Annotated in this window: 11 protein-coding genes; 8 read left to right on the forward strand and 3 right to left on the reverse strand. The window is 72.9% G+C overall.

Going from position 1 to position 12,658, the window contains the following annotated elements:
* Positions 1 to 11: 11 nt before the first annotated feature.
* On the reverse strand, positions 12 to 1,661 hold the full coding sequence (locus JO379_RS30480; RefSeq protein WP_209517971.1) for an acyl-CoA synthetase: 1,650 nt from the start codon (positions 1,659 to 1,661) through the stop codon (positions 12 to 14).
* A 176-nt stretch (positions 1,662 to 1,837) separates the two neighbouring features.
* Between JO379_RS30480 and JO379_RS30485 the strand changes: the two genes are divergently transcribed.
* The 7 genes from JO379_RS30485 (at position 1,838) to JO379_RS30515 (ending at position 7,407) form a co-directional block, all read left to right on the forward strand.
* Positions 1,838 to 2,638: a crotonase/enoyl-CoA hydratase family protein gene (locus JO379_RS30485; protein WP_209517973.1), complete on the forward strand. Its 801-nt coding sequence runs from the start codon at positions 1,838 to 1,840 to the stop codon at positions 2,636 to 2,638.
* Positions 2,639 to 2,667: 29 nt separating this feature from the next.
* Complete coding sequence (locus tag JO379_RS30490; RefSeq protein WP_209517974.1) at positions 2,668 to 3,627, forward strand: Zn-ribbon domain-containing OB-fold protein; 960 nt, start codon at positions 2,668 to 2,670, stop codon at positions 3,625 to 3,627.
* Positions 3,624 to 4,793 carry a thiolase family protein gene (locus JO379_RS30495; RefSeq protein ID WP_209517976.1) on the forward strand — a complete coding sequence of 390 codons (1,170 nt, stop codon included), beginning with the start codon at positions 3,624 to 3,626 and terminating at the stop codon, positions 4,791 to 4,793. The genes JO379_RS30490 and JO379_RS30495 overlap by 4 nt, the downstream gene beginning before the upstream one ends.
* Positions 4,790 to 5,956, forward strand: a complete 1,167-nt coding sequence (locus JO379_RS30500) for a thiolase family protein (protein ID WP_130880962.1) — start codon at positions 4,790 to 4,792, stop codon at positions 5,954 to 5,956. Before JO379_RS30495 ends, JO379_RS30500 begins: the two co-directional genes overlap by 4 nt.
* Before the next feature lie 105 nt (positions 5,957 to 6,061).
* Positions 6,062 to 6,310: a DUF397 domain-containing protein gene (locus JO379_RS30505; RefSeq protein WP_130881878.1), complete on the forward strand. Its 249-nt coding sequence runs from the start codon at positions 6,062 to 6,064 to the stop codon at positions 6,308 to 6,310.
* A gap of 132 nt (positions 6,311 to 6,442) precedes the next feature.
* A complete protein-coding gene (locus JO379_RS30510) occupies positions 6,443 to 6,841 on the forward strand; it encodes an ACT domain-containing protein (RefSeq protein ID WP_209517979.1) in 399 nt (132 codons plus the stop codon).
* A 65-nt stretch (positions 6,842 to 6,906) separates the two neighbouring features.
* Entirely contained in the window at positions 6,907 to 7,407 is a 501-nt protein-coding gene (locus JO379_RS30515) for a hypothetical protein (protein ID WP_130880961.1), read from the forward strand.
* A 65-nt stretch (positions 7,408 to 7,472) separates the two neighbouring features.
* On the opposite strand, the gene JO379_RS30520 is transcribed toward JO379_RS30515, so the two are convergent.
* A complete protein-coding gene (locus tag JO379_RS30520) occupies positions 7,473 to 9,497 on the reverse strand; it encodes an N-acetylmuramoyl-L-alanine amidase (RefSeq protein ID WP_372449120.1) in 2,025 nt (674 codons plus the stop codon).
* Positions 9,498 to 9,759: 262 nt separating this feature from the next.
* Positions 9,760 to 10,869 carry an aminoglycoside phosphotransferase family protein gene (locus JO379_RS30525; RefSeq protein ID WP_130880959.1) on the reverse strand — a complete coding sequence of 370 codons (1,110 nt, stop codon included), beginning with the start codon at positions 10,867 to 10,869 and terminating at the stop codon, positions 9,760 to 9,762.
* A gap of 235 nt (positions 10,870 to 11,104) precedes the next feature.
* On the opposite strand from JO379_RS30525, the gene JO379_RS30530 reads away from it, so the two are divergent.
* Positions 11,105 to 12,604, forward strand: coding sequence for a DNA-binding protein NsdB (locus tag JO379_RS30530; RefSeq protein ID WP_130880958.1), 1,500 nt, complete (start codon positions 11,105 to 11,107; stop codon positions 12,602 to 12,604).
* Positions 12,605 to 12,658 lie beyond the last annotated feature (54 nt).

The following is a 12,658-nucleotide window of genomic DNA, read 5'->3' on the forward strand; positions in this document are numbered from 1 at the left end:
GGGTGCGCGCGTCAGGCCCGCGCGTCGTCGCCGTCCCCGTCGGCCGCGGCCTGTGCCACCTCGCGCGCCCAGCGGTAGTCCGCCTTGCCACTGGGGGAGCGCCGGACGTGGTCGGTGAGGACGACGACGCGCGGGATCTTGTAGCCCGCGAGCCGGGACCGGCAGTGGGCCCGTACGGCGTCGGCCGTCAGCGGCGCGGCACCCGTACGGGGCTGGACGACGGCGGCGACGCGCTGGCCCCACCTCGGGTCGGGCACGCCCGCGACCAGCGCGTCGTACACATCCGGATGGGCCTTGAGGGCCTGCTCGACCTCCTCCGGATACACCTTCTCCCCACCGGTGTTGATGCACTGCGAGCCACGGCCGAGGACCGTGACCACGCCCGTCTCGTCGACCGTCGCCATGTCGCCGAGCAGCACCCAGCGCTCGCCGTGCGCCCGGAAGAACGTCTCGGCGGTCTTCACGGGGTCGTTGTAGTAGCCCAGCGGCACATGGCCGCGCTGCGCGATCCGCCCCACCTCGCCGGCCGCGACCCGCTCGCGCGTCGCGGGATCCACCACGGCGGTGCGGTCGTTGACGCGCAGCCTGAAGCCCCGCCGGGGCCCTGCGTCCTCGGTGGCGGTGCCGTTGAAGCCGGACTCGGAGGAGCCGAAGTTGTTCAGCAGCGCCACCCGTGGCAGCAGCGCCGCGAACTGGGCGCGCACGGTGTCGGAGAGGACGGCACCGGAGCTGCTGACGGTCAGCAGCGAGGAGCAGTCGGTGTCGCGCAGCGGCCCGGACAGCGCGTCCACCAGCGGCCGCAGCATCGCGTCACCCACCAGCGAGAGGCTGGTCACCCGCTCGCGCGCGACGGTGCGCAGCACTTCCTCGGGCGCGTACTTGCGGTGGAGGACGACCTTCTGCCCGAAGTCGAAGGCGATGAACGAGGTGAGCGTGGAGGTGCCGTGCATCAGCGGCGGGGTGGGGAAGAAGACGAGCCCCTCGCCGCCCGCCGCGACCCGCTCGGCCACCTCCTGCGGCCGCTTCACCGGGACGCCGGTCGGCGCGCCGCCGCCGAGGCCCGAGAAGAACAGGTCCTCCTGCCGCCACATCACCCCCTTGGGCAGTCCCGTGGTGCCGCCGGTGTAGATGATGAACTGGTCGTCGCCCGAGCGCGGTGCGAAGTCACGCCAGGGTGCCCCCGCCGCCTCGGCGGCCGCGAAGCCGACGGGAGCGATGTGCGGCTCGGCGGCGCCCTCGGGGGCCGTGCCCACCCGGACCAGATGCCGCAGCCGCTCCGCCCGGGGCGCGGCGGCCGCGACCCGGCCGGTGAACTCCGCGTCGAAGACCAGGGCGGCCAGATCGGCGTCCCGGTAGAGATACGCCAACTCCTCGTCCACATAGCGGTAGTTCACATTGACGGGCACGGCCCGGATCTTCAGGCAGGCCCATACGGTCTGGAGGTACTCGACGCCGTTGTAGAGGTGGAGCCCCACATGTGCGCCCGGCCCGATCCCGCTGTCCTGGAGGTGGTGGGCCAGCCGGTTGGCCGCCGTGTCCAGCTGCAAGTACGTCAGCCGCCGCTCGGCGCCGCCGCCCGGGAGGTCGAGATGGACCAGGGCCTCCCGCTCCGGCACCGTGTCGACGACCGACTCGAAGAGATCGGCGAGGTTGTAGTCCACGTCTCCTCCTGACCGGGGCCCGACCGGGGGAACAGGGGCACGGCGGTCATTAGAGCGTCCGGGGGCCGAGGGGGGAAGGGAGTTCGCCCAAGAAAACTGACGGGAAGTCAGAAAGCTATTGAACCCGGCCCCCGCCTCCTGCAACCTGTTCTCCGTCTCGAGACGGGAGAACTGTCATGGGCGGGACCCCGCACCTCACCGCGGAGCGCGTCGGCGCGACCCTCGTGCTCACCCTGAACCGGCCGGAGGCCAAGAACGCCCTCTCGCTGCCGATGCTGGTCGGCCTGTACGACGGCTGGCTGGCGGCCGACGCCGACGACGCGATCCGCTCGGTCGTCCTCACCGGCGCCGGCGGCGCCTTCTGCGCCGGCATGGACCTCAAGGCCCTCGCCGGCCGGGGGCAGAGCCGCGATGTGTACCGCGAGCGCCTCGACGCCGACCCCGACCTGCACTGGAAGGCCATGCTCCGGCACCACCGGCCCCGCAAACCGGTCATCGCCGCCGTCGAGGGCCCCTGCGTCGCCGGCGGCACCGAGATCCTCCAGGGCACCGACATCCGCATCGCCGGCGAGAGCGCCGTCTTCGGCCTCTTCGAAGTGCGCCGCGGCCTGTTCCCCATCGGCGGCTCCACCGTCCGCCTCGCCCGCCAGATCCCCCGCACCCACGCCCTGGAAATGCTGCTCACCGGACGCCCGTACCCCGCCCGGGAAGCCGAACGCATCGGCCTCATCGGACGCGTCGTCCCCGACGGCACGGCCCTGGAAGCGGCCCTGGCGACCGCCGAACTCATCAACGCCAACGGACCGCTCGCCGTCGAAGCCGTCAAGGCCTGCGTCCACGACGCCGCCGACATGAGCGAGGCGGACGGCCTCGCCCTCGAACTCCGGCGCGGCTGGCCGGTCTTCGACACCGACGACGCCAAGGAAGGCGCCCGCGCCTTCGCCGAGAAGCGCCCCGCCGTCTACCGGCGCTCCTGAGCGCCGGCCGCCGAAGGAGAACAGCCGCCATGCCCGAGCCCCTGACCGCCCCCCTGGTCGTGGAATTCCCCTTCACCCGCTCCCTCGGCCCCGTACAGAGCGCGTTCCTCACCGGGCTGCGCGAGCGGACCGTACTCGGCGTCCGGACCACCGACGGACAGGTGCTCGTGCCCCCCGTCGAATACGACCCACGCACCGCCGAGGAGATCCGCGACCTCGTCGAGGTCGCCGCCACCGGCACCGTCACCACCTGGGCCTGGAACCCCGCCCCCCGCCGCGGCCAGCCGCTGCGCACCCCCTTCGCCTGGGCCCTCGTCCGTCTCGACGGCGCCGACACCGCCCTGCTGCACGCCCTCGACGCCCCGGACTCGGACACCGTGCGCACCGGGATGCGGGTCCGGATCCGCTGGGCCCCGGAGCGGACCGGAGCGATCACCGACATCGCCTGCTTCGAACCGCACGACGACGGGACCACCGGGCCCGGGGCCGCCACCGCGCACACCTCCCCACCGGGCGCGTTCGCCGACCCCGTCACCACCATCACCACCCCCGCCCGCCTCGACTACACCTACACGCCCGGCCGCGCCCAGAGCCGCTACCTCACCGCCCTCACCGGCCGCAGGACCGTGGGCGAACGCTGCCCCGCCTGCCGCAAGGTCTACGTCCCGCCCCGCGGCGCCTGCCCCACCTGCGGCGTCGCCACCGACGAAGAGGTGGAGGTCGGCCCGCGCGGCACCGTCACCACCTACTGCGTCGTCAACATCAAGGCCAAGGGCCAGGACATCGAAGTCCCCTACGTCTACGCCCACATCGCCCTCGACGGCGCCGACCTCGCCCTCCACGGACGCATCGCGGGCATCCCCTATGACCGGGTGCGCATGGGGCTGCGCGTCGAGCCCGTATGGACCGAAGGCGCCCGCTACCCCGACCACTACCGCCCCGCCGACGAACCCGACGCCGACTACGACACGTACAAGGAGCTGCTGTGACGCACGCCCGCAGGGACGTGGCGATCGTCGCCTTCGCACAGACCGATCACCGGCACCGCACCGACGGACTCTCCGAGGTCGAGACGCTCATGCCGGTGCTCCACGACGCCCTCGGACAAGCGGGCCTGGCCGCCCGCGACATCGACTTCACCTGCTCCGGGTCCAGCGACTACCTGGCCGGCCGCGCCTTCTCCTTCACCATGGCCCTCGACGGGGTCGGGGCCTGGCCGCCCATCGCCGAGTCCCATGTGGAGACGGACGGGGCCTGGGCGCTCTACGAGGCATGGGTCAAGATCCTCACCGGCGCGGCCGACACCGCCCTCGTCTACGCCTTCGGCACCTCCTCGGCCGGTGACATCCGGGACGTCCTCACCCGGCAGCTCGACCCCTACTACCTCGCCCCCCTGTGGCCCGACCCCGTCGCCCTGGCCGCCCTCCAGGCACGGGCGCTCATCGACGCGGGAGACACCGACGAGCGCGCCCTCGCCGGCATCGCCGCGAGAAGCCGCGCGGCGGCCGCACCAGGTGCGGCAGTCCCGCAACGGCACTGCGGCACCGGCCCCCGAGCCGGACAGCCACGGGGGAATGACGGGCGTGCCGCGTGGATCGCGGAGACCGTCGCCGCCCGGTCCGCCGACGCCAAGGGCACCGTCCGCGGCTCCCGGGCGGCCGACGACTACGTCGTGGCGCCGCTGCGCGCCCGCGACTGCCCGCCCATCGGCGACGGCGCCGCCGCTGTCGTCCTCGCCGCCGGGGACACCGCCCGGCGGATCCACGACCGGCCCGCCTGGATCCGCGGCATCGACCACCGCATCGAGGCCCACGCCCTCGGCGTACGCGATCTCACCGAATCGCCCTCCACCCGCCTCGCCGCGACCCGCGCCGGAGCCTTCGACGCCCCCGTCGACACCGCGGAACTGCACGCGCCCTTCACCTCGCAGGAGGTCGTGCTGCGCAAGGCGCTGCGGCTGGGCGACGACGTCACCGTCAACCCCTCGGGCGGCGCCCTGGCCGCCAACCCCGTCATGGCCACCGGCCTCATCCGGCTCGGCGAGGCCGCGGCCCGGATCCACCGCGGCGCGAGCGACCGCGCCCTCGCCCACGCCACCGCCGGCCCGTGCCTCCAGCAGAACCTCGTCGCGGTCCTGGAAGGAGAGACGCGGTGACCCGAGAACCCGTGGCCGTCGTCGGAATCGGGCAGACCCGGCACGCCGCCGCCCGCCGCGACGTCTCCATCGCCGGACTGGTCCGCGAGGCCGCCCGCCGCGCCCTCGACGACGCGGCCCTGACCTGGTCGGACATCGACGCCGTCGTCATCGGCAAGGCACCCGACTTCTTCGAGGGCGTCATGACGCCCGAGCACTACCTCGCCGACGCGCTCGGCGCGGTCGGCAAACCGCTGCTGCGGGTGCACACCGCGGGCTCCGTCGGCGGCTCCACCGCCCTCGTGGCCGCCGACCTCGTCGCCGCACGCGTCCACCGGACCGTCCTGACCCTGGCCTTCGAGAAGCAGTCCGAGTCCAACGCCATGTGGGGCCTGTCCCTGCCCGTCCCCTTCCAGCAGCCCCTGCTGGCCGGCGCGGGCGGCTTCTTCGCCCCGCATGTCCGGGCGTACATGCGCCGCACCGGCGCGCCCGACGGCGTGGGCTCCCTCGTCGCCTACAAGGACCGCCGCAACGCCCTCAAGAACCCCTACGCCCACCTCCACGAGCACGACATCACCCTGGAGAAGGTCCGCACCTCGCCCATGCTCTGGGACCCGATCCGCTACTCCGAGACCTGCCCCTCCTCCGACGGGGCCTGCGCCATGGTCCTCACCGACCGCGCGGGCGCGGCCCGCGCTCCCTACCCGCCCGCATGGCTGCACGGCGGCGCCATGCGCAGCGAGCCGACGCTCTTCGCCGGAAAGGACTTCGTCTCGCCCCGCGCCGGGAAGGACTGCGCCGCCGACGTCTACCACCAGGCCGGGATCACCGACCCGCGGCGCGAGATCGACGCCGTCGAGATGTACGTACCGTTCAGCTGGTACGAGCCGATGTGGCTGGAGAACCTCGGCTTCGCGGCGGAGGGCGAGGGCTGGAAGCTCACCGAGGCCGGGGTGACCGCACTGGACGGCGACCTTCCCGTCAACCCCTCCGGCGGCGTCCTGTCCACCAACCCGATCGGCGCCTCCGGCATGCTCCGCTTCGCCGAGGCCGCACTGCAGGTCCGGGGCCGGGCGGGCGAGCACCAAGTGGCGGGCGCCCGCAAGGCGCTCGGCCACGCCTACGGCGGGGGCGCGCAGTTCTTCTCCATGTGGCTGGTCGCCGCCGAACCCCCCACGACCTGACGGGAGTACGGGCCTTTCCCGGCGGCCTGTCCGCCACCCGCCGCGCTCGCTACTGTGGCCCCGGGACGACGACGAACCGGGAGGAGCGCAGACGTGGCGGACAGCATGACGGGTCACCTGAGGGAACAACGTCCGGGGCGACTGACGGGCGGCGCGCAGCCGGAGCTGGACCTCGGCAAGGCCACCTGGCAGTCGAGCAGCGAAGGGACGGGCGACGTACAGATCGCCTTCGTCGAGGGCTACATCGCCATGCGCGACGGCCGCAACCCGACCGGGCCCTCGCTCGTGTTCACCCCGGAGGAATGGCGTGCCTTCGTCGTGGGCGCGCGAAAGGGCGAGTTCGACCTCACCTAGCCCGCACCCCCGCTGCGCGGCTGTGTCCTCAAGCGCCGGACAGACTCAAATGAGCCTGTCCGGCGTTTGAGGACGCGCCCGCAGGGCGCTCGCCGCCGCACGCGGCACCCGTCACCCCCGTAGGGTGACCGCATGGCGGGAGAACGCGATCTGACGAAACTGCTCGGCGGCATGCGACCGCGGCTCAACCCCGGGCGCTATGTCTTCACCGTGGTGAGCGGCCCGGCGCCGGCCGGCGTCACACCGGTGGTGACCGTGGCCGAGGACGAGGGACTCACCCTCGTGCTCCGCAAGGAGGAGGCCGACGCCGCCGGCCTGGCGTACGCGTACGTCGCGGGCTGGATCACCCTGCGGGTCCATTCGGCCCTGGAGGCCGTCGGTCTCACCGCCGCCGTGGCTCAGGCCCTGGCCCAGGCGGGGCTGAGCTGCAACGTCGTCGCGGGCTGCCACCACGACCACCTCTTCGTCCCCTACGAGCGGGCCGCGGAGGCCGTGGAGCTGCTCGAGGCCCTCGCCGCCGGGGCCGCCTGAGCGGGAGCGGGCCACGCCGGGTTCCCCGGGGCGGCGGCCCGGCCACGGGCACGTACGATGTGGGCATGTCGTTCCTCCGCCGCCGCAGCGCAGCCACGCCCACCGGGCCGGACTTCGACGTCCTCGCCATGGACCCGGGGGACTGGCCCGGCGACCTCGGGGCCGGGCTGCTGCCCGCGCCCGACGGCACCTGCCAGGGCGTCTTCCTCCGCTACGACCTCTTCGGCGGGCGCGGCCCGGCGATGATCATCGGCAATCTGCCGGAGGGCTCCCCGGCGCGCGAGCTGGACGAGGACCAGGTGCCGTTCGAGGTCGCGCAGCTCCTCGCGGCGCTGGGCAACGACGAGCCCGTGCACGTGGTGGGCACCGAGGACATCCCCGTCATGCACGAGGACAACCTCCTCATCGTGCGGCGCGTGAAGTGCTCCGAGGGCCGCATCTCCTGCACCCAGTTCGACCGCAGCGACGGCGTGCTCGTCACCATCGCGAGCTGGGACCGCCCCATCACCGACGAGCTGTACCAGCTCCTCAAGCCGCTGCCCGCGGAGATGTTCCAGCAGGGCTGAGCCCCGTAACCCCGGAGCCCGGCACGGTCACCGTGCCGGGCTCCTTCGCGCTCCCGGAGGGCGCCCTAACGGTTCGAGGGCCGGACGTCCACATCGGAGGCCTTCACGAAGGCCACCCGGTGCCCGAACTGGATCTCGTAGTACGTGTCCTTGCCGCGGACCACCCGGTGGCCCTTCTCGTCGAAGGTCGACGCCCACAGATACTCGCTCGGCGACCGCTGGCCCAGCGCGTAGGCCTGACCGGCGAGCAGCTTGTACGGCAGGGGCGAGACGGCCTGCACCGGCACACCCGCCGGATACGCCTCCTTCTCCGGGTACGCGCGCCCGTAGACGGGGATGTCCGTCCGGCCGCGCTTGGGCGTGACCACCTTGCCGTAGGCGTCCATCGCCGTCGGACCGTCCCACGGGTTGTGGAACCACGCCTTCTGGCCCAGGTACCAGATGGCGGTCCAGTCGCCCCGGTGACCGGCGACCGCGAACTGCTGACCGGTGGAGGCACGGGCACCCGTGTCGTTGACGTCGGTGGTCGAGGCGCCGCCGTCGGGGCGCAGACCGATGTCCTTCACCAGCGGGGCGTCCGGGCCGGGCCCGGTGTGCAGCCGGACCGCTCCCGAACCGTGCCGGACACAGGCCTGACCGGGCTTGACGCAGCCGGTGTAGTCGATCTGGTGGTCGTGGTAGAGCGGCGCGATGGTGACCATGCCGGCGAACGGGCCGCCCGTGGGCTGGAAGGGCCTGCCCATCAGCGCGAAGTAGTGCGCCCAGTCCCAGTACGGGCCGGGGTCGGTGTGCATGCCCCTGATCGTCGCGGTGGTGGTGCCGGGGACATTGTCGTGGCCCAGGATGTGCTGCCGGTCCAACGGGATCTTCAGCTTGTGCGCCAGATACTTCACCAGCCGGGCGGACGTACGGTACATCGCCTCCGTGTACCAGGCGTCGGGCTGGGCGAGGAAGCCCTCGTGCTCGATGCCGACCGACTTGGCGTTCACATACCAATTGCCCGCGTGCCAGGCGACGTCCTTGGTCGGCACGTGCTGCGCGATGTGGCCGTCCGAGGAGCGCACGGTGTAGTTCCAGGAGACGTACGTCGGATCCTTCACCAGCTTGATCGAGGTCTCCCACGACCCCTCGGTGTCATGGACGATGATGAAATCGGGCTTCTGCGACGTCGGCCGGTTCGCCCGGTCGTGGTTGCCGTAGTCCTCGCCCTCGAGCTTCTGGTACGGCGCGGGGATCGACTCGCAGGCCACGGTGGGCGGGCATTCGACCCCGGCGGCCGGGGGTGTGGCCAGGCCCAGCCGCCGCACCTGCTCCGTACGGGCCGCCAGCCGCGGCGTCGCGGCCAGCGTGACGTGCTGGCCCGCGTCGGTGGTGCGCCGCTCGCCGGTGCGGATGACGTCCATGACGTCGTTCGCGAAGGTGGCCGCGGTCGCCGCGTCCGAGGCGCCCGAGTAGCTCGCCACCGCGCCGTACCAGTCGGCGGGACTCCCGCTCGGCGGCAGCCCCAGCCGCTTCTGCGCGGCGGCCAGCAGCGCGGCGCCGCCCAGCACATTGGCCGAGGTCTCCTGCCGCAGCGCCTTGCCGGACAGGCCCGTCAGCGCCGCGGCACGCTCCAGGGTGCGCAGCCGCGCCGGGAGCGGGCCCGCCGTGATCGGCCGCTCGGCCGCGCGGGCGGCCGCACGGGGCCGGGCGGCGTCACCCCGGGCGTCCTCCCCGGCCTCGCTGTGGTGCGGGGCCCCGGCCAGGGCCGTGGCCGCGTCGGTGAGATGCATCGGGCCGTAGCCCCCCGTGACGCTCGGGGCGCCGCCGTGGGAGTCCCAGCGCGACTCCAGATAGGAGACGGCCAGCAGCACGCTCTGCGGGACGCGGTACTTCGCCGAGGCATCGGCGAAGGCTCGCTGCAACGCTCCGGAGCCCGGCTGTCCGGCCGTCGCGGTCGGCGCGGCGGCGAGCACGGGCAACAGCAGGGCGGCCGACGCGACGGCGCCGGCCGCCCGCAGGGTACGGCAGGATCGAAGGGGACGTCCGCGCGGACGTCTACGGGGGCGGGTCGGTGGGGTGCTCCATGACTCCGCGGCGGATCCTCGCAATGCAGCCTCCTTGGGACGGGCCGTGCCATGCGCTGGGATGGTAGGGGCGCGATCAGGCGTGCGGGACCGGACTTTCCAGAGGTAACCGCAATCCGACGATCCGTCAATCACCGTGATGAGCCGGTGTCGGACGTGCCGAACGCCCGTGTCGGGGCGTTCTCCCGGCACGGGCGTTCGGTCTGCGGGGCGGTGCTGCTCCAATGCGGTGAATGCGGGGAGAATCCCGGCCCGCCGCGCGCCGGGCGCGGCGGGCCCGCCGCGCTCAGCGGGTGCCCACCGCCGCCCGGACGGCCCGCCGGGCCAGCGCGCAGTCGTCGTGCAGCCGGCGCAGCAGCAGCCGCTGCTCCTCTCCCGCATCGGCCATGCCGGGCCCCGACGGCGTGGGGTCCTGCATGGAACGCTGCACGGCGGTCTCGTACGTACGGATCTCGCGGGTCAGTACGAGCATGAGATTCACCAGAAAGGCGTCACGGGAAGCGGGCCCCGCGGCCTGCGCGTGCTGACTGATCTGACGCCGCGCCACCGGGGCATCGCCGAGGACGGTCCACAGCGTGGCCAGGTCGTACCCCGGCAGATACCAGCCGGCCTGGTCCCAGTCGACCAGCACCGGCCCGGCGGGCGAGAGCAGGATGTTCGACAACAGGGCGTCGCCGTGGCAGAACTGCCCCTGGACGTGCGCCAGTCCGTGCAGCAGCTTCTGGAGATCGCCCAGGTCACGGTCGGTGAGCAGGCCGAGCTCGTGGAAGCGGGCGATGCGCTTGCCGTAGTCCAGCGGCATGTCGAACATGCCGGCCGGTGGCCGCCAGAGGTTGACCCGGCAGATCGCGCCGAGCGCCGCCCGCACATCGGCGCGGGGCGGGGAGTCCACCGGATGCCGCTGGCCGGCGGCCGGGCGGCCGGGCATCCGCTCGATGACGAGTGTGCAGTTGTCCGGATCGGCTGCGATGAGCCGGGGTACCCGCACAGGCGGGCGATGGCGCACGAAGGCGCGATATGTGGCTATTTCGTGCCGGAATCGTTCGGCCCAGGCCGGAGAGTGATCAGTTAAGCACTTGGCCACGGCCGTCGAGCGTCCGGTCGTACCGACCAGAAGGACCGAGCGTGCGCTGCGACGCAGTACCTGGACGGGGTTGAACTCCGGACAGATGCGGTGCACCGACGTGATGGCCGCGCGCAGCTGCGTCCCCTGCGGGCCGGACAGGTCGATTCTTCCGCTGAGCGGTTGGGCGCCGATCCCCGGGGCCCGCCGGGCCCGGCCCGCCCCGAACGCGGCTCCCGCGGCGTGGGAGGGGTCGAGATACGGCCCTCCGCCGCTCGCTTGCGGTCGGATCGGTCGGGGCGGCGCGGACACGGAGGTCGATGCTGCATACATGGGCGGAACAGATCCCTTCGTGTGCCGACGAGTTGCCGCGCATCCCGGCCCCCGGGGTCCGGTGCACCCTGGGGAATGCCCTCCGGTCGGCGGGGGCCGGGGTTGCGCGTTCCTACATCACACCCGGCCGCCGGTGGCACACCATCTGGCGCACCCTGGCGAAGCCTGGCGAATACTCGCTTGGCCCATGACGGGCCGATACCTTCAAGTCAGCCGAGGAACCTGGGGGCTTGACGTGACAAGGGAACCCAACACCCGCCTGGCGGATCTGTTCGGCCTCGCCGGATGGACCAAGGGCGAGCTGGCGAGACTCGTGAACCGGCAGGCGGCTGTCATGGGACATCCGCAGCTGGCGACCGACACCTCGCGGGTCCGGCGCTGGATCGACATGGGGGAGTCCCCCCGGGATCCCGTGCCCAAGGTGCTGGCCGCCCTGTTCACCGAGCGTCTCGGTCGTGTCGTGACCATTGAGGATCTCGGGTTCGGCCGGCGCGGGCGCGCGACCAAGGGGCAGTCCGTGGACGGACTGCCCTGGGCGCCCGAGCGGACGGCCGCGGTCCTCACCGAATTCACGGGAATGGACCTCATGCTCAACCGACGCGGCTTGGTGGGCGCGTGCGCCGCGCTCTCCGCAGGCTCAGCACTCAGCAGCGCCATGCACGACTGGCTGCACACCGACCCCCTCCTCACCTCCGACGCCCCCCGGCTCGACGACCCGCTGCGCAGGGACGGCGCGTACACCGACGCCGCGGGATTCGACCGCTACGAGGCGGCGCCCGTGGGCTCCACCGAGATCGACGCCCTGGAGCGCTCGGTCGACGTCTTCCGCGCCTGGGACGCGGCCCGCGGCGGCGGGTTGCAGCGCAAGGCGGTGGTCGGCCAGCTCAATGAGGTGGGCGGCATGCTCTCCTACCGCCACCCCGAACACCTCCAGCGCAGGCTCTGGGGCGTCGCCGCGAATCTCGCGGTGCTGGCGGGGTGGATGTCCCATGACGTGGGCCTGGAGCCCACCGCGCAGAAGTACTTCGTCATCGCCGCGCACGCGGCCCGCGAGGGCGGCGACCGGCCGCGCGCGGGCGAGGCGCTCTCCCGGGCCGCCCGGCAGATGGTCCACCTCGGCCGCCCGGACGACGCCCTGGACCTGATGAAGCTCGCCAAGTCCGGCTCCGGCAGCGAGACCCTGCCGCGCACCCGGGCCATGCTGTACACGATCGAGGCCTGGGCGCAGGCGTCGATGGGGCGTGGCCAGGCCATGCGGCGGACCCTGGGCCAGGCCGAGGAGCTGTTCGCGTCGGACAAGGGCGATGTTCCGCCGCCGAGCTGGATGCAGTCGTTCCACGAGATGGAACTCCACGGGATGCAGGCCCTGGCCTACCGCACGCTCGCGGATCATGAACCGGGGGCCGCGGTCATCGCCCAGCGGCACGCCAAACAGGCGCTGGCGCTGCGGGGGAACGACACGCTGCGCTCGAAGATCTTCGACTACATCTCCATGGCCTCCGCCTGCCTCCTCGGCAACGATCCCGAGCAGGCCGACACCTACGCCCGGCTGGCCCTGGCCTCGATCGGTGACACCTCCTCCCACCGCACCTGGGACCGGTTGCGCGAGATGTACCGGCTCACGGGGAAGTACGCGGGCTTCGCCCGGATCGAGGATCTGCGCCAGGAGATCCAGCGGGCCCTGCCGAAGGGCCCGGGGAAGGGCACGGGCAAAGGCAGGAGCACGAGCGTGTGACAGGCCCTGTGACGAGCCCCGTGACGATCCGTACGGCCTGAGCCCCGGGGTCGG

It is taken from the genome of Streptomyces syringium (assembly GCF_017876625.1).
Taxonomy (GTDB): domain Bacteria; phylum Actinomycetota; class Actinomycetes; order Streptomycetales; family Streptomycetaceae; genus Streptomyces; species Streptomyces syringius.